The sequence below is a fragment of the Saprospiraceae bacterium genome (genome assembly GCA_026129545.1).
GTDB lineage: Bacteria > Bacteroidota > Bacteroidia > Chitinophagales > Saprospiraceae > M3007.
This window is the reverse complement of the sequence record JAHCHX010000002.1, coordinates 35,714-59,018: the sequence shown is the minus strand read 5'-3', so window position 1 is coordinate 59,018 and position 23,305 is coordinate 35,714. Positions and strand designations below refer to the sequence as shown.

General features: G+C 53.7%; 18 protein-coding genes. 8 read left to right on the top strand and 10 right to left on the bottom strand.

Features of this window, described 5'->3' with window-relative positions; genetic code table 11:
• The first annotated feature begins 67 nt into the window (after positions 1-67).
• The 4 genes from KIS77_14590 (at position 68) to KIS77_14575 (ending at position 4,778) form a co-directional block, all read left to right on the top strand.
• Positions 68-598 carry an inorganic diphosphatase gene (locus KIS77_14590; protein MCW5923569.1) on the top strand — a complete coding sequence of 177 codons (531 nt, stop codon included), beginning with the start codon at positions 68-70 and terminating at the stop codon, positions 596-598.
• Positions 599-814: 216 nt separating this feature from the next.
• Entirely contained in the window at positions 815-3,223 is a 2,409-nt protein-coding gene (locus tag KIS77_14585) for a TonB-dependent receptor (GenBank protein MCW5923568.1), read from the top strand.
• An 87-nt stretch (positions 3,224-3,310) separates the two neighbouring features.
• On the top strand, positions 3,311-4,225 hold the full coding sequence (locus KIS77_14580) for an FkbM family methyltransferase (protein MCW5923567.1): 915 nt from the start codon (positions 3,311-3,313) through the stop codon (positions 4,223-4,225).
• Positions 4,226-4,232: 7 nt separating this feature from the next.
• On the top strand, positions 4,233-4,778 hold the full coding sequence (locus tag KIS77_14575; protein ID MCW5923566.1) for a hypothetical protein: 546 nt from the start codon (positions 4,233-4,235) through the stop codon (positions 4,776-4,778).
• Between the two features lie 90 nt (positions 4,779-4,868).
• On the opposite strand, the gene KIS77_14570 is transcribed toward KIS77_14575, so the two are convergent.
• Entirely contained in the window at positions 4,869-6,452 is a 1,584-nt protein-coding gene (locus KIS77_14570; GenBank protein ID MCW5923565.1) for a lysophospholipid acyltransferase family protein, read from the bottom strand.
• A gap of 27 nt (positions 6,453-6,479) precedes the next feature.
• On the bottom strand, positions 6,480-7,106 hold the full coding sequence (locus KIS77_14565; protein MCW5923564.1) for an NAAT family transporter: 627 nt from the start codon (positions 7,104-7,106) through the stop codon (positions 6,480-6,482).
• A gap of 239 nt (positions 7,107-7,345) precedes the next feature.
• Between KIS77_14565 and KIS77_14560 the strand changes: the two genes are divergently transcribed.
• Together KIS77_14560 and KIS77_14555 are read left to right on the top strand one after the other, a co-directional pair.
• The gene (locus tag KIS77_14560; protein MCW5923563.1) at positions 7,346-10,477 is read left to right on the top strand and encodes a tetratricopeptide repeat protein; all 3,132 of its coding nucleotides are present in this window, start codon (positions 7,346-7,348) and stop codon (positions 10,475-10,477) included.
• Positions 10,477-12,246 carry a TonB-dependent receptor gene (locus KIS77_14555; protein MCW5923562.1) on the top strand — a complete coding sequence of 590 codons (1,770 nt, stop codon included), beginning with the start codon at positions 10,477-10,479 and terminating at the stop codon, positions 12,244-12,246. Before KIS77_14560 ends, KIS77_14555 begins: the two co-directional genes overlap by 1 nt.
• 158 nt (positions 12,247-12,404) lie before the next feature.
• Here KIS77_14555 and KIS77_14550 read toward each other — a convergent pair whose 3' ends face one another.
• The 6 genes from KIS77_14550 to KIS77_14525 all read right to left on the bottom strand — a co-directional run bounded on the left by KIS77_14550 (position 12,405) and on the right by KIS77_14525 (position 17,587).
• Positions 12,405-13,028: a hypothetical protein gene (locus tag KIS77_14550; protein ID MCW5923561.1), complete on the bottom strand. Its 624-nt coding sequence runs from the start codon at positions 13,026-13,028 to the stop codon at positions 12,405-12,407.
• 2 nt (positions 13,029-13,030) lie between these two features.
• Positions 13,031-13,522 carry a sigma-70 family RNA polymerase sigma factor gene (locus KIS77_14545; protein ID MCW5923560.1) on the bottom strand — a complete coding sequence of 164 codons (492 nt, stop codon included), beginning with the start codon at positions 13,520-13,522 and terminating at the stop codon, positions 13,031-13,033.
• Between the two features lie 80 nt (positions 13,523-13,602).
• On the bottom strand, positions 13,603-13,986 hold the full coding sequence (locus KIS77_14540; GenBank protein ID MCW5923559.1) for a hypothetical protein: 384 nt from the start codon (positions 13,984-13,986) through the stop codon (positions 13,603-13,605).
• A gap of 249 nt (positions 13,987-14,235) precedes the next feature.
• Entirely contained in the window at positions 14,236-15,066 is an 831-nt protein-coding gene (fdhD, locus tag KIS77_14535; GenBank protein MCW5923558.1) for a formate dehydrogenase accessory sulfurtransferase FdhD, read from the bottom strand.
• A 218-nt stretch (positions 15,067-15,284) separates the two neighbouring features.
• Positions 15,285-16,646 (bottom strand): hypothetical protein, encoded by a 1,362-nt coding sequence (locus tag KIS77_14530; GenBank protein ID MCW5923557.1) that lies wholly within the window; start codon positions 16,644-16,646, stop codon positions 15,285-15,287.
• 215 nt (positions 16,647-16,861) lie between these two features.
• A complete protein-coding gene (locus KIS77_14525; GenBank protein MCW5923556.1) occupies positions 16,862-17,587 on the bottom strand; it encodes a DUF2490 domain-containing protein in 726 nt (241 codons plus the stop codon).
• Between the two features lie 105 nt (positions 17,588-17,692).
• Here KIS77_14525 and KIS77_14520 point away from each other — a divergent pair, with 105 nt between their 5' ends.
• Positions 17,693-18,871, top strand: a complete 1,179-nt coding sequence (locus KIS77_14520) for a class I SAM-dependent rRNA methyltransferase (protein ID MCW5923555.1) — start codon at positions 17,693-17,695, stop codon at positions 18,869-18,871.
• A 1-nt stretch (position 18,872) separates the two neighbouring features.
• Here the strand turns inward: KIS77_14520 and KIS77_14515 are convergent, their stop codons facing one another.
• Together KIS77_14515 and KIS77_14510 are read right to left on the bottom strand one after the other, a co-directional pair.
• Positions 18,873-19,760 carry a 3-hydroxybutyryl-CoA dehydrogenase gene (locus KIS77_14515; GenBank protein MCW5923554.1) on the bottom strand — a complete coding sequence of 296 codons (888 nt, stop codon included), beginning with the start codon at positions 19,758-19,760 and terminating at the stop codon, positions 18,873-18,875.
• A 395-nt stretch (positions 19,761-20,155) separates the two neighbouring features.
• Complete coding sequence (locus tag KIS77_14510) at positions 20,156-21,211, bottom strand: hypothetical protein (protein ID MCW5923553.1); 1,056 nt, start codon at positions 21,209-21,211, stop codon at positions 20,156-20,158.
• Positions 21,212-21,452: 241 nt separating this feature from the next.
• Here KIS77_14510 and ggt point away from each other — a divergent pair, with 241 nt between their 5' ends.
• Positions 21,453-23,159 carry a gamma-glutamyltransferase gene (gene ggt, locus KIS77_14505; GenBank protein MCW5923552.1) on the top strand — a complete coding sequence of 569 codons (1,707 nt, stop codon included), beginning with the start codon at positions 21,453-21,455 and terminating at the stop codon, positions 23,157-23,159.
• The last annotated feature ends 146 nt before the right edge of the window (positions 23,160-23,305 follow it).

Sequence of the window (23,305 nt, the reverse complement as noted above, 5' to 3'; positions counted from 1 at the left end):
AATTTGCTCTGATTTAATTTGACTTGTCCGCCGCGACAAGTCCATTTCTTTACAAAGCGACAAGACCATGAACAATCCTTGGCATCAAGTACCCATAGGCAAACGCGCCCCCGAAATAGTGACTGGCATCATCGAAATCCCGAAGGGTAGCCGCGCCAAATACGAACTGGACAAAGAGACTGGCATGCTACGCCTCGACCGCGTGCTGTATTCCTCCTTCTACTACCCTGCCAACTATGGCTTCATTCCGCAAACCTATTGCGACGACGGCGACCCGCTCGACATCCTGATTCTCTCCCAAATTGATTTTGTGCCCCTGTGCCTCGTGGAGGCACGCGTCATCGGTGTCATGCAAATGCTCGACAACGGGGAGGCCGACGATAAAATCATCGCCGTGGCCGCCCACGATGTGGCGGTCAATCATATCCGAAGCATGGACGAACTGCCGCCGCATTTCACCCTCGAACTCCGCCATTTTTTCGAGGAATACAAAAGGCTGGAGAAAAAAACGGTCGTGGTGGAAAACTTTCAAGACACGGCAAAAGCCCATCGAATCGTTCAGCAAAGCATAGAGGACTACGCCCGCAAGTTCAAATAGCGCGGGTTGGATAGCACCCACCCGGGTTGGGAATTGCCTCCGCAGCCCAACCTTCTCTGCAACCTTTTTTTCGCCGAAGGTGTCATTCACGCATTTGCGTGTTCGCTATTCGTTTGCCCAATTTATTCGCACATTATCACAATCCGTCCCGAGCTGTCGGGATTCTCCAGTTATCACATCGTGCTTGCGCACACACTTCCGTTTGCTTTGCTCACAATGAAAAAAACACTTCTGCTACTCGCGCTTTGCTGCGCATCGCTCGCTTCATTTTCACAAGTTGCCATCAGCGGCAAAGTCACCGACGAAAGCCAACAACCCCTCGGCTTTGCCACCATTGCCCTCGTAAATGCACAGGACTCGCAATTGGTCAAAGGCACCTTGTCCGACGCATCCGGCCTGTTTTCCATTGCCAACGTACCGCCCGGCCAATACCGCATGCTCAGCAACTTGGTCGGTTATGCCACCCAATACACCGAGCCATTCATCGTGCAGGCCGACAGCAAAAACGTGACCGCCGACATCACACTACGCCCCGCCGAGAATATGTTGGGAGAGGCAGTAGTGGTGGCCAAGCGCCCCTTGTTCGAGCAAAAGCCTGACCGCCTCATCATGAACGTAAGCGATAGCCCGGTGGCAAGCGGTGGCTCCGCCCTCGAAATGTTGCAGAAAATGCCCGGCGTGTTGGTCGTGCAAGACCGCGTCACATTGGCCGGAAATGCGAACGTGCAAATCTGGATTGACGGCAAACCTTCCCAATATGCCGATATGAACGCGGTGCTGCGCGACCTGCCCGGCGACCAGATTGACCGCATCGAACTCATCACGCAGCCCGGCGCGCAATTCGACGCGGCGGGCGGCTCCATCATCAACATCATCTTAAAACGAAACGCCAACCTCGGATTCAATGGCACCGCTGCCCTCACCACAGGCGGCAGCATCTATGACCAGACCGACGCGAACACCGACGACCGCGCCTATTATCGCGTCAACCCCTCCTTGTCGCTCAATTATCGCAAGGGGCAGTGGAACCTTTTCGGCTCCTACAGCTACTTGCACCGCACCTCCTTCTCGGTCATCAACGTCAAGCGTTTCATCGGAGAGGAAGTGTACGCGCAGCGCAACTACAACCCTTCCACTTGGGAAGTGCACAACTACCGTTTTGGCGCCGATTTTTTTGCCACCCCCAAAACAACCATAGGGGTGTTGTTGCGCGGCTTCGACCGCACGGGCGACAGCCGCGCCAACAACGTGACCGATGTGTTCAATCAAGACCAAAGCCAACTCATCGGCTCTTTCACCACGCTGAACGACACTCGCTCCGCTCGAAGCAATTTCTTCGGTAACGCCAACGTGCGCCACGAGTTCGATACTAAAACAGGCCACGCGCTCAACCTCGATTTCGATTACAGCCAATACCAAATCAACAACGTGAGCCGGCTCAACATTTTCCAAAACGAGCTCGGCAGCCCTGAATCCCGCTCCGAACAACTGCTCGACCAACCCATCCAAATATATGTGGGCAAGGTGGACTACTCCCTCCCGCTCGACTCGACCTTCAAGGCCGACATCGGCGCCAAATCGAGTTTCGCCACCATTGACAACGACCTCAAATTCCTGCGCGGCAGCACCATCGACCCCGGCCAGTCCAACGATTTTCTCTACAAGGAAAACATCAACGCAAGCTATCTGAATTTGTCGAAAAAACTCGCCCGCTTCGACTTGAACGCCGGAATTCGCGCGGAACAAACCATCATTTCAGGCGAAACCGCTGGCGAGACCGTGCTCGACCGCAACTACTTGCAGTGGTTCCCCAGTGCCAGCGTCCTCTACAAGTTTGGGCCACATTTTGGCCTCCAGTCTTCATACAGCCGCAGGGTCAATCGCCCCGGCTTTCAGCAGCAAAATCCCTTTGCGTTCTTCATTGACTCGCTCACCTTCCAACAAGGCAACCCAACCCTACGCCCCGAAATCAGCAACAATGCCCAACTCGCACTTACTTACGACAATCAGCCCTTCATCCGCATTTCCCACTCAAAAACCGATGACGTCATCATCAACAACGCCCCGCGACTCGAAGGCACAAAGACGTTCACCACTGCCGCCAATTTGGCGACATACAATCGTTGGGCCTTTGAACTAAATTTCCCCATCAAATACAAAAAACTGATTGACGGGTTTGGCGGAAACCAGTTCATCCTCAACGCTTACGATGCCGAATATCTGGACACGCGATTCCAGCGAAGCAAATGGAACTGGCTGGCCTACTGGCAAGTGAACGTGAACTTGCCCTCCGAATTCAAAGTCGAGCTCGGCGGCTGGTACATGACCAAGTTCTTGGACGAATTCTTCGACATCGGTGCCATGGGCGGGCTGAATTTGGGGGTGTCGAAGACCTTCTGGGACAAACGCGGCAGACTCTCCCTTTCTCTCAGCGACATTCTCTACACCCAATTCTCCAACGTCTATGTGAACTATGCCAATATCGAAGTGGATTTTTTGCAGCGCAACGATACGCGCAATGCCCGCCTGACGTTCAGTTACCGATTTGGCAACACCGACCTCAAGGGCGCTCGCCGGCGCGACACGAGCTCCGACACCGAGACATCAAGGGTGAAGGTCGAATAAAGGAACATCCGCTCCGCTCGAAAAAAGGTGCTCAGGTACTTGTCAGCCCCCCATTTGCAAAAGACCTTCAATTTTGAATCGCTCAGTATGGAGAACCTAACAAGACGACTTGCCGAGGTGGAGCAAATGGCTCGCGCCTCGAAACTGCGGCGACTGGTGTCGCATCCCTTCAAATATCTTTTCGGCGTGGGATTCAGGAACCTCGTTTACCCTTTCACCCAGAAAGGCATCTTGGTGAGGGCGAGGACGTTCTTTGGCAGGGATATGCACGTTGCTTTGCCTGCTGGCACCGACATCTACCTGACCGGCGGGAAATCGCACGACTCCGAAATTCGACTGGCCAAGTTCATCATTGACCAATTGTCATCTGGCGACACCTTCGTGGACGTAGGGGCGCATTTTGGGTATTTTTCGCTTTTGGCCTCCAAATTAGTGGGAAGCAACGGGCGCGTTTTTTCGTTCGAGGCTTCAAAAAACAATTTCGCCGTCCTGCGCCAAAACACGCAGCTTAGCGACAATATCCGTTGCTTTCACAAAGCAGTGTCCGACACAAGCGAACCCATTCAGTTTTTTGAATTCCCAGTCTTGTTTTCTGAATACAACACGCTCGATGCAACCCAATTTGAAAACGAAAAATGGTTTGCAAAACATAAACCCGAAAGAAACATCGTGGAAGCACTAACTTTGGACGAGTTTGTGGAAAACGAGCAATTGCAGCCCAAAATCGTGAAAATTGACGTGGAAGGAGCGGAATACCGGGTGCTGCAAGGCATGAAAAAATGGCTCGACACCAATCGCGACGGCTTCATCGTGATGGAATATCTAAGCCCTGAAAGGCACAACACGCAACACAAAAAAGCCGCAGAGTGGATGCGACAGATAGGTTATGGAACCTTTTTGCTCGATAAAGATGGCCAGTTGGAAAAGGTGGAAGATTTGGACAATCATTTGCGGCTTCAAAACGCCGAGTCCGACAATCTGATTTTCAAAAAAACAAACTGATACCCTCATGGCACATTCATTACCCAAAACAATCGGCCTCATGGCCATGCTCTTATGCTGTGGCCTGTTCGGTAGCTGCACAAAAGAAGAACTCAGCGGCTACACAGGGCCGGGCAAGCGCCCCGTGTATGTGCCGTTTTCTGCCCTCGATGACATCAAGAACTTGCCGCCCCAGCCGATTGGCCTCACAGGGACGATTTTTCTGCGCGACACGCTCTTTTTCATGTTGGAGCAGCGAAAAGGCATCCATGTGTTCAACATCAAAGACTCCTCGAACACCGTCAACCTGACGTTCATCCAGATTCCCGCCGTCACCGATTTCACCATCACGGGCAACCGGCTCTACGCGGATAGCTGGCGAGACCTGCTCACCATTGACATCAGCAATTTGCTCGATGCCCGACTGCTCACCCGACAGCCGGATGTGTTTTCCCCCGTCCTCTATCCGCTACTCTACAACGGGCATTTCGAGTGCGTGGACGAATCACGGGGCGCGATAGTGGATTGGGTTGACGCCAATTTGGAAAATGCCCTCTGCCGCACGGTCAACTAAACCAAATGGACGAGACCCCGCGCCCCTTTTCCGCGCATCACATTGTCAGGTTTTTTTTGACACGCTCAGTTTTTACGACGAGTCAAGGTTTCATTTCTCCTGTTGCAATGCTTCAATCGTGCTCGACGGCAGTTGGGCGATGTCGAGAATCATCAGCCCGTCGAGGCAGTCGGCAAAGTTTGGGTCCACGTTGAAGGCGATGAATTTCGCGTTCTGGCGCAGATACTGCCGGAACAGCACAGGCACCTTGAAATGAGCGGGCTCTATGGTTTCCACGAGGCTTTCGAGCGCATCGAACTCGCCGCGCAGCTGTTCCGCCAAAAGACGAGTATCCACCGATTTGATGTTGGCCCTGAAGGGCTTGCGCGGCTCCACCAGCGCGGCAAGTTTTTTATCGAAAAAGAAGCGCCGCACAAACTCCACGATAATCGCTTTGGAAGCGTCAGAATAGTCCTTGCTGATGCTGACGGGGCCGTAGAGGTAGCGATATTGAGGGTTGGCCAGCAAAAAATGCAGGATGCCCTTCCAGAGCAAAAAAAGCGGCAGCCGATGCTTTTGGTATTCCGGCGTGACGTAGGAGCGCCCCAGCTCCACGGCATCTTGCAAGATGGGATAAAACCCTTTTTTTATTTTGAACAAGCTATTGATATAGAAGCCGTTGACCCCGAATCGGCGAAAAATGAGGTCGCCCTGCCCCAATCGGTATCCCCCTGCGATTTTCCGCTCCGTGCGGTCCCAAATCAACAGCTGCAAATAATAGAGGTCGTATTCGTCAAGGTCGCGCGGCTTGCCCGTGCCCTCGCCAGCGGCGCGAAAAGTGAGCTCGCGCAGTCGAGCAACTTCGAATATGGTGTTGGGCAAGGCGGTGAACGGCGCGACGAACACATCGAACTGGCCGCGCGAGGTGATTTTGCAGGCTGGTGGCAATGCCTCGATTTCGGCGGCGACCATATCAGGATTGACAGGCGCTGCAATCGGCTGCTGGCGCTCCGATTTTTCTTGCGCGAAGAGTTCGGGGCTGACATCGAAGGCTGAGCCGAGCGAAAAGATTTTTGCCTGCAAAAACTTGCCCCACAAGCGCGTCTTTGAAAACGAGGCAATGTCGTCGGGCGTGATGGCATTGCCCACCCTGACATTGATGCGCACGGGCTCGGTGGTGAACTGGTAAGGCAGGCCGGGAATGGCCTTGCGCAAGTAGCCACCCGGCAGATGGTCGGCCTGCAAGTGGATGGGGATGATGGTTTGTTGCGCCTTGCGGAGTTGTTTGAGAATTTGCTGGCGCAAAAGATTTTTTCCAAAATGGCTCAGCGGGTTGTCGGAGAAGTCAATCGGCAAGGCAACCGCTTCACCTTTTTTGACCGACTTGACGATTTTTTTAAAAAAATTCACCTGCAATAACCGGTCGGTCAACTTGCTTCGCAAAGGGCGTATCGCTATGGCTTTCAGCGCCTTGGGCGGCGGGGTAGGGTAGGGGTACACGATTTTCACCGTCTCGGCGTGCTCGCCCAAGAGTGCCAGCATCACCCACTCGTCAAGCCCTGGCAAAAGCTGATTGCAAACGAACACGGCGCCCCGATTTCTGGTCAACAACTTGCGGTCGTACTCATCGAGGTCGAGCGTGACTTTGGCGCGGGCGAGCTTGGACTGGGCGAGGCGCGATAAATCGGTGTTCATAATTTTACGATTAGACTGTTAACATTGTTATCGCATCTCAAGCACCAAATGCACCAACCCATCCACGATGAACTGCACCCCAATGGCAATGACGATGAAACCCATGATGCGGGCAATGGCATTGAGGCCACCCGCGCCAAACACCCGGAACAGGAAAGGCGCCACGCGCAAACACACCCACACCAACACCGTGACGGCCAGTATCGCCGACAAAATCATGGAACGCTCGCTCCACTCCGGGTGCTGGCTGAACTGCGTGATGAGATATGAAATGCTGCCCGGCCCCGACAACAACGGCATGGCGAGCGGCGAAAAAGCAATGTCGGTGCGTTCCTCTGCCTGTTTTTCCGCTTCTTTGTCGTAGCCGCGCCTGCGAGTGAAGCGCCCCGACATGAGGCCAAAACCGCTGATGAGCAGCGTCATGCCGCCAGCGATGCGCAGCGAGTGCACAGTGAGGCCGAAGAAACTGAGAATATAGCTGCCTGCCAGAAAAAAACTGACCAGAATCAGCAAGAAATAAAGGCTGGTCATCAGCGCGATTTTGTTGCGTTCGGGGCGCGGTCGGTCGCCTGTCATGGCGACGTAAACAGGGATGGCGCCGGGCGGGTCCACAATGGAAAAGAGCGAGAAGAGCGTGGCGAGGAAAAATTCCATGTTGCAGTGTCAATAAGGGCAAATGTAAGGAGCAGCCGGATAACGCGCCAAGATTCCATTTTTCCGACACACACTCTTTTTTCTCAATTCCTTTTATCGGCATATTTTCGCCGAACGATTTCGCGTTTTTTCACTGTTAAAATTTACAAAAAATAATCAATGAGCGAATAGCCGCCAGTCAGGGCGGCGTTCGTTTGCCAATCGAAATCCCAACTTTCATGTCAAAAATCAATTTCAACATGAACCTTCGCAAAGGTATCTCCTCCTTCCTGCTCGCGCTGTTCGCACTCGCGCTGCAAGCACAACAAACCACCGTCTATACCGAAGCCAATCTCGCCTATCATCGCGGCGTGGATTTTTTCAACCAACACATCTACGGGCTGGCCCAAAAAGAATTCAAAACCGCCATGACGCTGCTCCGCCCCGTGAATGAGCCGGAATGGAGGTTCCTCAAAACCGAAGCCGAGCTCTATCACGCCAAATGCGCCGTCCGCCTCGACCAGCCAGAGGCCGAGAAGCTCGCGCTTGATTTCCTGCGAGCACACTCGCCCTCGCCAGAGGCCAGCCAAGCCGCCCTCGAAATCGGCGACTACTACTTCAACCAAAAAGAATACGACAAAGCCATCACTTACTACGAAATGGCACCCGGCGGTAGCGGCAGCGTCCGCGATGAAGTAGAATTCAAAAAAGGGTACAGCTACTTCATCACCAAGCGATTCCCGCAGGCCAAGGCAGAGTTTGCCCGCTTGAAGGAAAACACCGGAAGCGAATGGTACTATCCCGCCAACTACTACTCTGGCTGCTGTTCGTTTTTTGAAGGCCGCTACGACGAGGCGCTCCGCTCGTTCCAGCGTTGCGAAAAAAGCGACAAATACAAAGCAGTGGTGCCTTACTACATCGTGCAGATTTACGCCAACAAGAAGCAGTACGACCAAGTGATTTCCTACGGCGCTTCCAGAGCGCAAGACCCCAACTCAAAAAATCGCGCGGAAATCAACCTGCTCGTCGGGCAAGCCTACTACGAGCAAGGCGACTACAAAAAAGCCTTGCCCTATCTCGAATACGGCGTGGTGAACTCCCCCGACCTCCGACATTCGGACTACTACCAACTCGGCTACGCCCAATATCGGAGCGGCTACTACAAAGAGGCCATCCAGAACTTTGAACAGCTTAACAAGCAAGACAGCTTGCTGGGGCAAAACGCCTACTACCACCTCGGCGACTGCTACCTGCGCACCGGCAACAAGTTCAACGCCCGCACCGCTTTCGGGCAAGCAGCCAACCTCAACTACGACAAAGCCCTGCGAGAAGACGCGCTCATCAACTACGCCAAACTGTGCTACGAACTCAAATTCGACCGCGATGCCATTGACGCATTGCAACAGTTTCAGCCCGCCTCCCGATACTACGAGGAGGCACAAAACCTGATGAGCCAAGTGCTGCTCAATACCCGCGACTACGACCGCGCCGTAGGCATTTTGGAAAATGTGAAAACCCGCACGCCGCGCGTCAACGCGGCGTATCAAATCGTCACCTACAATCGCGGGGTGCAGCTCTACCAGAATGGTCAAAAAGACGAAGCGCGTCGCTATTTCAACAAATCGCTCGACACGCCCGTGGACAAGCGCCTCTCCACCTTGGCCTCATTCTGGATGGGCGCCATCGCCAACGAGAGCGAAGAGTGGAACATCAGCAAACAACACATCGCCACCTTCATCGGCAACGCCAAAAACTACAACGACCTGCCTGAAGAGAGCAGCCTGTTCATGGGTCACTATATTCAAGGTTACAATCACCTCAAACTCAACGACCACAAAATGGCGCTTGCCAACTTCAAGGCCGCCGTGGATGGTTTCAAGAAAAACATCAGCAGAATCCAATCGGAGAAAATCACAAAAGGCGTGTTGGGCGATGCGGTGCTGCGCGCGGGCGACTGCCACTTCAAAAACAAACAGTACCCCGACGCGCTGGCTTACTACAACGAAGCAGTCAGCAAAAAATACGAAGGTTTTGAATACGCTTTTTATCAAAAAGCCATCATTCGCGGGCTGCAAGGCAGTTTGGTGGACAAAGCAGTGGCCCTCGAAAACCTCGCCAACCAGTACCCCAACAGCACCTATGCCGACGATGCCCTCTTCGAGCTGGGCAACACATATCTCGAAATGAACAGGCTCAGCGAGGCCACCGTGCCGCTGCGCAAACTCATCTCGGACTACCGCGGGCGCTCGCCCCTCATCATTCAAGCCTATATGCAGCTGGGGCTTATCTCATTCCGTCAAGGCAAATATGACGTGGCTGCCGATTACTACAAACAAGTGTTCGCCAACAACCCCGACGCGGCAGAGGCAAGAGAGGCACAAGTCGCCCTCAAAGAAACCTACGACGAATGGGGCCGACCCAACGACTACATCACCTTCATGAACACGGTGCCCGGCTACAAAATCAGCCAAGGCCAGCAGGACAGCATCGTGTTCCAGTCTGCCGAATACCAATTCCAAAACCGCCGCTACAAACAAGCCATTGACGGCTTCACCAATTACCTAAATCAATTCTCCAATCGCCCCAACGCTATCGCAGCGCACTATTATCGGGCAGAAAGCTATGCCTCCGACGAAATCAAGCAATACAGCTTGGCGCTTACCGACTATGCCGCCGTGGTGGGGCGTGGTCCGAGCAAATGGTACGCCCGCTCCGCCGAACGAGCCGCCATACTTGCGCTGCGCGTAGAGAAAAAACCCGGGCAAGCCCTTGAGTTTGCTCGCAAATGGGAAGAATCCGCACCCAACGACAACGCTCGCTTCCAAGCCCAGCTCATCGCGCTCGAAGCCGCCTACAAAAGCGGCAACAACACGGTGGCCGTCAGCGAATACGCCAACAAAGTAAATACCTCGCCGCAAGCAGCCTCCGAACATTTGGCCCTGTCCAATTTCTATCTCGGAAAATTGGCTTTCGACCGGCAAGAATACGCACGAGCCTATCCGCTACTCGAATCCGCCGCCGAGAACACCACCTCCGAAATCATGGCTGAGGCTTATCACCACTTGGGGCAAATCCTCTACCGCCAGCGCAAATACGCCGAAGCCGAAGAACTCATCACTGGCAGAGCCAACAAAAACAGCGCAGGCTACGACGACTGGATTGCACGCAACCTCATCCTGCTCGCCGACGTGTACAACGACCAAGGCGACAAAAGCAGCGCCTCAGCCGCGCTCGAAGCCGTGCTCGAAAACTACAAGGGCGGCGATGCAGGCATCATGAACACCGCTCGCCAGAAGTACAACCAAATCAACTCGAACACAACCCCTTCGCCGCAGCCCAACAGCTCGCAGCCCAAAGGCAGCAATTTCCTCGAAATGGAAGGCGGCGAATAATGCGCAACACGAGGGCCGCCAGTTTGAAAATAGGTTATCAGCATATTCCATTTTCGCTGCTCCAAAATGACGCGCCCCAAACCCTCAAACCCTCAAACCCTCAAACCTTCAAACCTATTCAACTACTTGTCACCATGTCACTCAATCATAAATCAATTTTCACCGCCATCGCACTGCTCGCCCTCAGTCACGTAGTCATTGCTCAAAAGGACAAAGTGACTGGCAGCGTGGACATCTACAAGGATTTCGACGCGCATCTGTTGGAATCCAACAAAATCAACCTCACCCCAACCCTGCCGCCCATTGACACCACCACCCAAAAGCAGGACTACATAGTGCCCGCCCGCCCGCTCTCGCTCTCATACCCCACGCCCAAACTGCGCCCCATCGCCATGAAATCTGGCAAAAAGGACGACACCTTCAATGGCTACGCAAAAGCCGGCGCAGGCATACCCAAGCAATTCTGGGGCGAGTTGGGCTATTTTTTTAGCGCGGAGGATAAGTTCGATGGCAAGGCGTGGTTCCGTCATCACAGTTTGAACAACAGCGACAACCGCGAAAACCAGCGTTTCTTCAACAATGATTTCTTGCTCAACGGCAACGTTTATCTGAGTCAGAACCTCGCCGTGGAAGGCAACGTGGGGTATAGCTACGACCGCATTCACTTTTACGGCTACAACTCCGACACGCTTTCTTTTTCGGAGGAGCGCACCCGGCAAGATGTCAAGATACTCGACCTCGGAGGCCGCCTTTTCAACAAGGAGCGCAGCGATATGGACTTGAATTTCCACATCGCGCCAAAGTTTTATTTGCTCAACGACTATTACGCCAACAAGGAAACAGGTCTTGCATTGGACATGGGTGCCACCAAGTGGTTTGCCGAAAAGCACCCACTCACATTCAACATCCGCACCGACAACACGACCTTCGAGGACACGGTGAAGCAAAAACTCAACAACATTTACCTCCAACCGTCTTTCACGTTTCATTCCGACATCATTCGCATAAAGGTCGGGGGCAACTTTGCCAGCAACCGCGACGAGTTCACTATTTTCCCCGACGCCGAGCTCACCTTGCGCCTCATTGGCAACGGCATTCAAATTTTCGGTGGCGCGGGCGGGGATTTGCGCAAAAACACCTATCGCACCATGTTGGATTACAACCCGTTCAACCAAGTGCGCGGCGTGACGCTTCGCAACACCGAATATCGCAACTACTATGCAGGGGCAAAAGGCGACCTCGGTTTCCTCGAATACTCCGGCCAGTTCACCTATGCCGAAGCCAAAGACTTGGCATTGTTCCAGACCAAATTCACCCCCGAAGGCATCACACGTTTTCAGGTAGTGTACGATGATGCCACCATCACCAACGTGCAGGGCACCGTGAAACTCAACCTCTTCAAGCAATCACTTGCGCTCATCGGCACCTTGAGCCAGAACCTCACCTTCGAGCCAGCAAACGAAAGCAAAACGTGGGGGCTTCCCCAGACCGAGTGGAATTTCAACGGCGTGGTCTCCGTGCTTGATGGCAAAGCCGAGGTGCGCGGCGGACTCTATATCGCCGATGGTATATGGTTCAAAGACATTGAGGGCGTGTCGCGTCAGGGCGATGTCTTGCTCGACCTCAACGCGGGAGGCAATTTCTATTTCTCAAAAAACATCGGCGCGTTTGTCAACGTGAACAACATACTCAACAACAAGCGCGAACGCTGGTACAATTACCCGATGGTCGGCCTCAACTTTTTGGTGGGCTTGACGGCACGGTTCTGATTTCGGTTGAGGCTGTCTCACAAGTTTAAATTTCGACAGGATTGACAAGATTTGCAGGTTTTTTCCCAAAAATAAAGGCGCTAATCCTGTAAATCTTGTCAATCCTGCCAACAACTAGCGCTTGTGAGACAGCCTCATCAGCTCACAAAGAGCCCCTACTAGTTTTCCTCCAGCTGTTTCAAATTCTCTTTCAAATAGTCCAAGTACTTGCCGAACGCTTTTCGATTGAGCCAGACGGTCATCCAAGCGCCCAATGCGCCGATGAGCAAACCCGTGACGAGCATGGTGGCCAACAACCACGGGCGCTCCCAGATAAACAAAAAACTGCCCTCTTCCTCGATGATGGCAAACGAAAAGCCCAACATGGCTGCGATGGGCGTGAAAACACCCCCGATGATGTTTTCCCGACGGACGATGCCGTGCAGTTGCTCGTGATAGAAATGCAGCACTTCCTTCAAATTGCCCGACATTAGGCCTACCTGTTTTCTCATGCGCAGATAAGGCGGCAACACCAGCCATAAATTTAACAGCCCGAACAGCAGCATGGCGGCGATGAGGAGCATTATTTCGCGGTTGCCATCAATGGCGATGACTGCCCAGACTCCGTAGAGCAAAATGAACCCGACAATAAACCACACTTTGTAGAGCACCTTGCGCGTCATTTCCGCCATCATGTTCTGCGAGGTGGGCGAAAAAGGGCGCTCCGACGGAGGTGCCTCGTCCAGTTCTGTCCGCCAGTTTTTCTCGCTGATTTCGCGCCAAAGTTTATCGAGTTCTTCCATGATTATTGCTGTTTTAGGCGATTTTCCAATACGGTTTTGATGCGATGCAATTTCACGGCGACGTGATTTTTGGTCAGTCCAGTGATGTCGGCAATGGACTCGTTGTCGTAGCCATCCAGATGCAGCGAGATGAGCGCACGGTCGGCCTCCGGCAATTGGCGAATGGCTTGGTAGAGCAGTTCGGCTTGCGGGCTGAGCGGTTCTGGCGATTCTGCCGACAATTGAGCGGCGGCGCCAATTTCGGTGGTAGCGACGCGGCGCAGCGACTTGCGGCGAAAGGTGAGCGCCGTGTTGAGCGCCACCCGATAGAGCCAAGTGCTGAACGCCGCGGCACCGCGAAAACTCGGGTACGCCCGCCAAGCCTCATACATCATTTCCTGATGCAGGTCGCGGCGGTCTTCCGGGTCGTCCACATAGAGGCGGATGATTTTGTGCAAGATGCCTGCGTGTGTGCGCAAAAGTTGAGTAAACTCTGGTTGTTTTGCTTCGCCCATAGTGGTCAGATGCCTGTGTTCTGGCCTTGTTTGAAAGTGTGTTTGTTAGTATCGGTGGGCATTGAAAAAATTACAGGACGCTACACATTGCAAGCGGCATTGGGGTTCGGGTAATTGTCTGATTGGTCCTCGTCGGTGTCGTCGAGGCACGCAAAATCTTTTTCCAGCAATAATTTGAGTGAAATACCGGGCGCTACTTCCACCTCATTGTCAAAGCCCACCCGCTCCTCACCGTACCAGTGCTTGGCCGCCTCAGCGGGCATGAACAACGTGATGGCACCACCTTCGAAGGCAGCCTGTAGGCCGCTGATGCCTTCTCGCGCCTTAAGCGCGTAGGCAAACCGTTGGCTCTCATCGGGGCCAAACCACGTCTCCTCCATGAGCTGCCCTGTTTCTGCCAAGGTCTTCACCTCCGTTTGGGTAAGTCGGTAGCGAACAAAATTGCCTTTAATCCTGATTTTCATGACAAAATTTAGATGGTTTGACTAGTTTGAAATGCTCCCTTTGAATAGTCTGAGGGTTTGCCCGGCCAAGCGCGGCGGAGGGAGTGTTCAGCAAAACGCAGCAAACCTTCCCAGATTTTTTCCATTTACACAACGGATTAAATTATTGGAAACCAAAACTCTGTGCCTCCGTACCTCTGTGTTTTCTTATTGCCCCATTCGGGATGACACCATTTTCTGAACACGCTCTCACATCCCCCTTCCAAATTCTCAACTCACCAACTCGCCTCCCGCATACACATTGAACCTATTGTCGCGCAAAAAGCCGATAAGCGTGATACCAAACGATTCGGCGGTCTCCACTGCCAAGCTGGAAGGTGCGCCCACTGCGCACACCACTTGCATCCCTGCCATCGCCGCTTTTTGCAGCAGCTCGAAGCTCGCCCGCCCACTCAGCAATAAAATGTGATGGTCGAGCGGCATGATGCTTTGCCCCAAGTAGTGGCCTATGAGTTTGTCCAGCGCATTGTGCCGGCCCACGTCCTCCCGGATAGCCAGCAGATTCCCCTCCGGGTCGAACAAGGCCGAGGCGTGAAGCCCACCAGTCGCATCAAAGGTACGCTGGGCTTGGCGCAAGGTATCGGGCAAAGAATAGACAATATCGGGGCGAATCTCCCAATGCCGTTTCTCCGATACGGTTGCGCAGTTTGCGGTGGTTTTCACTGCCTCGATAGAGGTCTTGCCACACACGCCACAGCTCGAAGTCGTGTAGAAATGGCGCTCCAATTTGCCCGGCTCAAAATGTAGTTCGGACCGTAGCACCACTGTCAGGATATTGCTGAATGGCTGCGCGTGCACGCCGACGATGTCGGAAGCTTCTCGCACAATGCCTTCCGTGAACAGGAATCCCCTTGCCAAATCTTCGTCCGCTCCGGGAGTGCGCATGGTGACGGAAAGGCTTTTAGTGGAGCGTTCGACGGCAGGGCCGTATTCGAGACGAATTTCCAAAGGCTCTTCCACTGCGAGCACATCGGGTTGCTCCGAAGCGTCAGCTCCGTTGAACTTTCTGATAGAAACCGTTTTGACAGCCTGATATGACATGTTTTATGCTCAAGAACTCGATGGCGTGTCTGCGCTTCTCAGGTTTTCGGGAAAAAGAGGCTGCGCCAGACACACATCCGAATGCCCAAAAATACGCGCAAAGACTGATTTCCCTGTTGCCTTCATGCCAATAGCCACGGCCCTGCCGTCGCTTCGTGAATGCTGCTAAGCTGTTCAGCATATACACTGGCTCATAACTGCTGAGAGCAGACCGTTCGTCAGCCCAGCACGGGGATTTGCTCGTCCTTCACTCTTTGCGCATACATGGCTTGTAGTTCATCCTCATAAAAAAACTTGTCGGAGAAAGCGGGTTTCAGGTCATCCAGCCAAGTGGCTTTTTCGTCGTATTGGGCAAAGAACGGACGCGCCACCCAATCAGGGTTGCGCCCTTGCAAAAAGCGCATGGCGAACACCTTTTGAGCGCCTACCTCTGCCACGCCCAATATCTGCACTTTGCCCGGCGTGGCCGACATGCTTGGCCCGCGCACCGTGCGACAAAGGCCACTCACGCGCTGGTAGGCATTGCGGAATATATCCCATGCTCTCACCAGCGGCACCTCGAAGTAGTGTTTGGCTCCCGTGTCGCGGGCGACGAACATGTAGTAGGGAATGCAGTTTTGGTTCACCTGCTCGCGCCACATTTCTGCCCATGCCAGCGGGTTGTCGTTGATGTGGCGCAGCAGTGGCGACTGGGTTCGAATCTGAAGCCCGGTGCGGCGCAAGCGGCGGATGGCTTTTTGCACGGCGGGGGTCCTCAGCTCGTTGGGGTGGTTGAAGTGCGCCATGAATGCCAGGTTGATGCCGCTTTTCACCACTTGTTCAAAGAGTTGGAGGTACTTGTCGGCCTCTTCGTCGTCAATGAATTTGTAAGGCCAAAAGCCGAGCGATTTGGTGCCGATGCGAATGGATTGGATGTTGGTCTTGTTGTTTTTGTCCAAAAAAGGCTCGATGTACTGGCGAAACACGTCGAATTTCATAATCATCGGGTCGCCTCCTGTAAAGAGAATATCAGTGGCCTCTTGGTGCTGTTCGAGGTACTTGACCAAAAGCTCCGTCTCGCGCATGGCGAATTTGATTTCGTTCATGCCCACGAATTGCGGCCATCGAAAGCAAAAAGTGCAATAGCTGTGGCAAGTCTGACCCGAGCTGGGGAAAAACAGCACCGTCTCGCGGTATTTGTGCTGCACCCCCATCAGTTTCACCCCATCAATTTCCGGCACGTTCAATTCCACTTGCCCTGCCGGATGCGGGTTGAGTTGTAGCCTGATTCCGTGAGCCGTGTCGCGGATTGCGTTGCGGTCGTCGGTTTGCCGCATGGTCTGCGCCATTTCCGCAAAATGTTCGGGGCGCAGCATTTGCTTGTTGGGGAAGACAAGATTGAAAATAGGGTCTTCGTAGTAATTGTCCCAATCAATCAATTCGTCGATCACATAGTTGTTGACTTTAAATGGGAGCACATGGCCTACAATTTCGATGGCACGCCGCTCCGATTCGGAGAGGCGCTCTATCTGAGGGATGTTGCGAAAATTGTTCAACGCATAGGCTTTGTAGGTTGGCTTCGTTTCGGAAATTACTAGCATAGCGATAGTTATTTTTAGAAAAACAAAAAATGCGTAGAGCGTGCAGCTGACGTGGCGGAGACATCAGGCTACCGATGCAAAAGGTGTAGGGGAAAGCGGCACAAAAAGCCGCGGCGCGAAAAATGCCCATCCCGAGGCTTTGGGACGAATGGTGGCAAGATGCGAAAAAATCAGGAAGTGACAGCCTTTTCTGACAGTCACAAAATGTCAAACGCTCAATTGGACTCGAAGTTCAGCCATTGCAGCAGCGAAAAATGCAGGATATGCCGCGTCACCTTGTTGCCAGAGGCAGGGTTGATGTGATGATTCATGTAGCCAAGTTCGAGGCGGGTTTGTTTTTCGTTGAAAATGCCGAGCGCGATGAGCAGTCGGTTTTGGTCAAAAACATTCGAGTTGATGTCGTCGGAAGCAAAATTGAGAAACACCTCATTCTGCAAAGCCAGATAGGGGGCCGCTCTGGGCGGCTGTTTTTTCCCCAACGGAAGCACGGCGCGGTTGAAATAGCGAAAGCGATGGCCTTTGCGATAGTCGTCGGATTCGGGTGCCAGATTTTCCACGAAACGCTGTTCCAAGCGGAAGCGGTGCGTCATGGTGGCTTGGCCTATGGGTTGGTTGTAGAGCAATTGTTGCCAGACGCGGTGCTCCGTGAAATAGTCGAAGGCATTGGGGCTGTATGTGGTGACGTAGGCATAGCCGAGCGTGGCCAAAAGCGCGGGTTTCGCGTAGAAGTGAACACCGGCGCGCAGCAACGACTGATTGGCGCGCGCCACTTTGTCGTCGGTGCGAAACTGGGCATCGAAGTGCATACCCCAGCGCTGGCTGAATTTATAGGTGCCAAAATAAGTGAACCAATTGTTGTAATTGCTTGGGGCGGGGGCTTGTGCGAGAATGTTGCTGGAACAAAAAACAACGGCGAGGAAAAGGAGTGTTTGATGCTTCATGGGGCAAAGATAGCCAAACCGATTGTGGAAGAATGTCAACCGCTCGTCTCAATCCCATAGTGGTTCGGCAAAAAAAGCGATTTTGCGCCCCAATTTCAATTTGACATGATTCAAGTATTCCTCAAACCCGGCAAAGAAGTTCCGGTCTTGCGTTTTCATCCTTGGGTGTTCTCCGGCGCCATTGCCCGTGTGGAAGGCGCTCCTGCGGATGGCGACATTGCCGAAGTGTTCAGTCATCGCGGCCATTTGCTCGGCGTGGGGCATTTTCATCACGGCAGCATCGCTGTCCGGCTGTTGAGCTTTGGCGCGGCGGATGTGGACAACGCTGATTTTTGGGTGGAAAAGTTGCGGCAGGCGCTGCGCGTCAGGAAGGTGCAGCCACTTGGGGATGCTTACCGTCTTGTCCACGGCGAGGGCGACTTTCTCTCTGGCCTTGTCGTGGATGTGTATGGCCGCGCCGTTGTGTTGCAATGCCACAGCATCGGGATGCACCGCCAACGCCACCTTATTGCCGCTGCGCTGCGGCAGGTTTTTGGAGAACAACTCCAAACTATTTATGACAAGAGCGCCGACACTTTGCCGCCAAAATATGCAGAGGAACAATCCAATGGCTTGCTCTGGTCAGCGGAAAACCAACCAGAAGGTTGGGCGGTCATAGAAGAAAACGGCGTTCGTTTCAAAGTGGATTGGGAATCGGGGCAAAAGACGGGGTTCTTTCTCGACCAGCGCGACAACCGCCACTTGCTGTCCCAGTATGCTTCTGGCAAAACCGTGTTGAATGCTTTTTGCTACACGGGCGGCTTTTCCTGCTATGCCCTCAAAGCAGGCGCGACGCTCGTTCATTCGGTGGATATTTCGGCCAAAGCCATTCAACTGACCGAGGAAAACGTCGCCTTGAACGCGCCAGTGTCCGGCAGTCACGAAGGCTTCACCGACGATGTGCTGCGTTTTTTGAAAAATACCGATATGCGCTACCATCTGATGGTGGTGGACCCACCTGCTTACGCCAAAAGTCTCGACAAGCGCCACAACGCGGTGCAAGGCTACAAACGCCTCAATGTGGAAGCCATCAAAAGGGTAGCGCCGGGTGGGTTGCTCTTCACTTTTTCCTGCTCACAAGTGGTGGATAGGGAGTTGTTTTACCACACCATAGTGGCGGCAGCTATGGAGGTGGGCCGGCCCGTGCGGGTATTGCATCACCTGACGCAAGGAGCTGACCACCCGGTGAGCTTGTTTCACCCGGAGGGAGCCTATTTGAAAGGACTGGCACTCTACGTCGAATGAATTATCTGAAACGCTCGGCTACGACCAACTCCTTCGAACCAGGTGTGTGCACATAGAAGCCTTCGCCACTTTTTGCGCCAAGTTTTCCGGCAGTCACCATGTTCACGAGCAACGGGCAAGGGGCATACTTGGGGTTGCCAAAACCATCGTGCAACACGCGAAGTATGGATAGGCACACATCCAGCCCAATAAAGTCGGCCAACTGTAGCGGCCCCATCGGGTGCGCCATGCCTAGCTTCATCACCGTGTCTATCTCCTCCACGCCGCTCACACCCTCATAAAGCGTGTAGATGGCCTCGTTGAGCATGGGCATCAGGATGCGATTGGCGACAAAACCTGGGTAGTCGTTCACTTCGACGGGGTCCTTGCCGAGCTGGCGAGAGAGCGTCATGATTTGCTCGCATACCGCATTGGAAGTGGCGTAGCCTCGAATCACCTCCACCAATTTCATCACGGGAACGGGGTTCATGAAGTGCATCCCGATGACTTGGGTTGGGCGCTTGGTGACGGCTGCAATTTGGGTGATGCTAATGCTGGAAGTATTGGTGGCAAGCACCGCGCCGGGTGGCGCGAAGGCATCCAAGTCGCCAAAGATTTTGAGTTTGAGGGCGATGTTTTCTGTGGCTGCTTCCACCACGAGGTCGGCATTGGAGACCCCATTTTTCAAGTCCGTCATGGGGTGGATGCGTCGGAGCGTGGCGGCTTTGTCTTCTTCGCTCAATGCACCTTTTTTGATTTGGCGGTCGAGGTTGGCGCCGATAGTGGCCAACGCTTTGTCGAGCGCGACGGAAGCCACGTCCACAAGGGTTACTTCAAAGCCACTTTGGGCAAAAACGTGGGCAATGCCGTTGCCCATCGTGCCACCTCCGATTACAGTAACGTTTTTCATATTGGCACAAAGGTAAACGAAGGTGTCAACATCGCAGAATGTCGAGAAGGTCAAAAAAACTGGGTCACCCCAGTTCTGGCAATGAGAAAACACAGAGACACGGAGGCACAGAGTCTTGGTTTTCGATAATTTGGTCTGTTGTGTAAATGGAAAACGCAAGTGAGAGTTTGACACACTTTTCGAGAGTGTCCATCCCCAGTTCTGGCAATGAGAAAACACAGAGACACGGAGGCACAGAGTCTTGGTTTTCGATAATTTGGTCTGTTGTGTAAATGGAAAACGCAAGTGAGAGTTTGACACACTTTTCTGAACATTCCCGACAAAGCCCCAAACTCCGTCCGCTCCGCTTGGCCGGACACGCCTTCAAACCTCCAAGCCTTCAAATCCCCAAACCCTCAATCCACCACTATCTTCACGCTCTCCTGTTTTTTCCTGCCTGCCACGAGGTCAATCGTCTGTTCATGGATGCCGTCAAAAATGGAAATCATGGCCGTGTTGGGTTCGGCTTTGCCAAAATCGTCGGCATAGACGGTGAGATAATGCACCTTGCCGGGAGGCAGCTGAATTTCAAACTCTTGCGGCTGGAGGCGCAAATAGAGCCTGTCTATCACTTTTTTGTCATTGAGATACACGGACACAATGTCGCCGTCCTCTATTTGGCTGTCCCATAGTTTCAGCTTAATCGTTCGGTTTTTCACCTTAAGCATTTCGTTCACCTCCACGGCACGGCCACCGATGGAGTCTGGTTTGGCCACTTCCGTCACTGCCGGTGGCGGGGCAGGCGGTTTGGGCAAAGGCTTTGGGGGGGCCGGTTTGGTGTCGGGCTTTTTGGCGAGCGGCTTGGGGTCTTCGTCGCAGGGCAACTTAGCCGAGCCTCCAAAACGAATGCTGAACCCCGGCCCGGCGGAGGTGACGTTGCTCACCAGAATCACATACTTTTCCTTTTCCACCACTTTGAGCGGCGCGAGCCAAGCATTGTCGAGCGTGTCGGCGCAGCCTGCGTCTTCGCTGGTGTCGGTCTCGCCGAAGCGCAGTCCTGTCTCGCCCATGCAAGGGCTGGTGAAGGCTTCTTCCGGTGGAGCGCCAGCAGCCATGCAGCGCACAATTTGCTTGTTGTCGCAATCGCCGTTGTCCGGCAGCTTGAACACCACGAAATCAATGTCGTCGGTCAAGCGGTGTGGCGTGATGGCGAAGGTGAGTGTGCCACTTTTGGCCACTTCAAATTTTATCCAAGTCGAGTTTTGTTCGGCATTGCCAAAGTTGACGCTGTTCATGAAACACGCGATAAAATCAGCCTCCGTGTTGTCCAGCCCCTCGCCACCGGCGCGGTCAATGTGATAGACTTGTTTTTTGCAAATATCCATCGCCGAGGAGCAGTCAGCGTTCGCTTGCGCCGAGGCAAAGGCGGCAGACGACAGGCAGCCGATGATAAGGGCAACAATTCGTGTCATGGTAGATGTTTTGTGGTCAGTTACGCTTCGTTACAAGTGATTGATAATGTTGTTTGGGGGGCAATCGTAAATCGTCAATCGAACCAATCGTAAATGGTCAATCGCCTCCCCTAAACGAGTATCGGGCGCAAAAGTGTTTAAAAATGGTGCAGAAAATTGCCAAAAGTCTTGCAAAGCACCCTCACTCTGACGGGAGCGTTTTAGGTTTGCGCCAGTTTTTTATTTTTAACACAACATCGCCATGACGTACTTCAGCAAAAAAATTGCATTGGCCTGCATCCTGTGGCTTGGGCTGACCAATAGCTGGGCGCAAACGCCTGCCTTCCCCTATCCCATTCAAAAAGAAGCCGTTGCCGATAGCGCGATGGTGGTGACGGCCCATCCACTCGCCACCCAAGTCGGCCTTGAAACGCTGCGCAAAGGCGGCAACGCCGTGGATGCGGCCGTGGCCGTCCAGTTTGCGCTCGCGGTGGTATATCCACAAGCTGGCAACATCGGCGGCGGCGGATTTCTTGTTTACAGGAGTAAAGAAGGACAAACCGCCGTGCTCGACTATCGCGAAAAGGCGCCAGCCGCTGCCACCGAAAAAATGTATCTCGATTCAGCCGGGAATGTGTTGACCAACAAAAGCCGCTTTGGGATGCTCGCTGCCGGGGTGCCTGGCACAGTGGACGGAATGTGGGAGGCACACAAAAAACTCGGTCGCCTGCCTTGGGGCGAGCTCGTCACCCCCGCTATCGAACTGGCTGAAAAAGGGTTTCAAATCACCGAGCGGGAAGCGGGGTCACTCAACAGCGAGCGGTTCAATTTTATTCGCCAAAACACCTTCACGCCCGCTTTCGTGAAAATGGAAATGTGGCAGGCGGGCGATTGGCTTATTCAAAAAGAGCTGGCTCAGACGCTGGCTCGCATAGCGGGCTTCGGGCGAGAGGGCTTCTACGGAAGTGGCACCGCCAAACTCATTGTGGAAGAAATGGGGAAAAACGGCGGCCTCATCACCTACCAAGATTTGCAGAACTACCGCAGCGTGTGGCGCACCCCGCTCGAATTCGACCATAAGGATTTGCACATCATCACTATGCCGCCGCCCAGTAGCGGAGGCATCCTGCTGCAACAAATGCTTGGCATGACAAGCAATTTCCCACTAAAAGACTACGGGATGCACTCCACTGCCGCTGTCCATTTGATGGCAGAAGTCGAGCGCAGAGCGTATGCCGACCGAGCCATGCACATCGGCGACCCTGATTTCTGGAAAGTACCGATGAAGCGACTGACAGACCCAGCCTACCTGAAATCGCGCATGGCAGATTTTCAGACCGACAAAGCGACACCCAGCAAAAAAGTGGCAGCAGTGGACATCAAGGAAAGCGAGGAAACGACGCATTATTCCATCGTGGACGCAGCTGGCAACGCGGTGGCAGTGACCACCACCCTCAACGACAGCTACGGCAGCCGCACCGTGGTGGCGGGCGCAGGCTTCATCCTCAACAATGAAATGGACGATTTCAGCGCCAAACCCGGCACCCCCAACCTCTACGGAGCCATTGGTGGCGCGGCCAATGCCATCGCGCCCGAAAAACGACCGCTCAGCAGCATGACCCCCGTCATCGCCACAAAAGGCGGCAAAATCTGGCTTGTGCTCGGTTCGCCCGGCGGCACGACCATCCCCAACACGGTTTTTCAAGTGTTGGTCAACCTGACGGAATTTGGCCGCTCCTTGCCAGAAGCCGTGCAAGCCAAAAGATTCCATCATCAGTGGCAGCCCGACAAAATTCAGATAGAAGAAGGCGCGCTCTCCGAAACGGTCATCGAGCAACTGACGGGAATGGGCCACACGGTGGAGCCGCGCGGCCCCATGGGGCGCGTGGAGGCCATCGTACGACTGCCCAATGGGCGTTGGCAGGGTGTGGCGGATGGACGGGGCGACGATTCGGCGGCGGGATATTGAGTGTTTTTCTGATGAAACTGTGCGCCATTCAGTGCCAATCAAGGGTCGAAGATGCCCCGGAGAGGCAAAAATGTTGGTAGAAATCAGTTGCACCCATCCATCCGCCCCGCTGGCGCTTGAATCGTATTGCCCTCAAAGCGGTCATG

Bases quoted from the DNA above. Each gene is read 5' to 3' on its own strand.
- KIS77_14560 (MCW5923563.1), top strand. From the start codon at position 7,346: ATGAACCTTCGCAAAGGTATCTCCTCCTTCCTGCTCGCGCTGTTCGCA.
- KIS77_14510 (MCW5923553.1), bottom strand. From the start codon at position 21,211: ATGACACGAATTGTTGCCCTTATCATCGGCTGCCTGTCGTCTGCCGCC.
- KIS77_14530 (MCW5923557.1), bottom strand. From the start codon at position 16,646: ATGCTAGTAATTTCCGAAACGAAGCCAACCTACAAAGCCTATGCGTTG.
- KIS77_14525 (MCW5923556.1), bottom strand. From the start codon at position 17,587: ATGAAGCATCAAACACTCCTTTTCCTCGCCGTTGTTTTTTGTTCCAGC.
- KIS77_14515 (MCW5923554.1), bottom strand. From the start codon at position 19,760: ATGAAAAACGTTACTGTAATCGGAGGTGGCACGATGGGCAACGGCATT.
- ggt (MCW5923552.1), top strand. From the start codon at position 21,453: ATGACGTACTTCAGCAAAAAAATTGCATTGGCCTGCATCCTGTGGCTT.
- KIS77_14575 (MCW5923566.1), top strand. From the start codon at position 4,233: ATGGCACATTCATTACCCAAAACAATCGGCCTCATGGCCATGCTCTTA.
- fdhD (MCW5923558.1), bottom strand. From the start codon at position 15,066: ATGTCATATCAGGCTGTCAAAACGGTTTCTATCAGAAAGTTCAACGGA.
- KIS77_14555 (MCW5923562.1), top strand. From the start codon at position 10,477: ATGCGCAACACGAGGGCCGCCAGTTTGAAAATAGGTTATCAGCATATT.
- KIS77_14570 (MCW5923565.1), bottom strand. From the start codon at position 6,452: ATGAACACCGATTTATCGCGCCTCGCCCAGTCCAAGCTCGCCCGCGCC.
- KIS77_14540 (MCW5923559.1), bottom strand. From the start codon at position 13,986: ATGAAAATCAGGATTAAAGGCAATTTTGTTCGCTACCGACTTACCCAA.
- KIS77_14550 (MCW5923561.1), bottom strand. From the start codon at position 13,028: ATGGAAGAACTCGATAAACTTTGGCGCGAAATCAGCGAGAAAAACTGG.
- KIS77_14565 (MCW5923564.1), bottom strand. From the start codon at position 7,106: ATGGAATTTTTCCTCGCCACGCTCTTCTCGCTCTTTTCCATTGTGGAC.
- KIS77_14580 (MCW5923567.1), top strand. From the start codon at position 3,311: ATGGAGAACCTAACAAGACGACTTGCCGAGGTGGAGCAAATGGCTCGC.
- KIS77_14590 (MCW5923569.1), top strand. From the start codon at position 68: ATGAACAATCCTTGGCATCAAGTACCCATAGGCAAACGCGCCCCCGAA.
- KIS77_14520 (MCW5923555.1), top strand. From the start codon at position 17,693: ATGATTCAAGTATTCCTCAAACCCGGCAAAGAAGTTCCGGTCTTGCGT.
- KIS77_14585 (MCW5923568.1), top strand. From the start codon at position 815: ATGAAAAAAACACTTCTGCTACTCGCGCTTTGCTGCGCATCGCTCGCT.
- KIS77_14545 (MCW5923560.1), bottom strand. From the start codon at position 13,522: ATGGGCGAAGCAAAACAACCAGAGTTTACTCAACTTTTGCGCACACAC.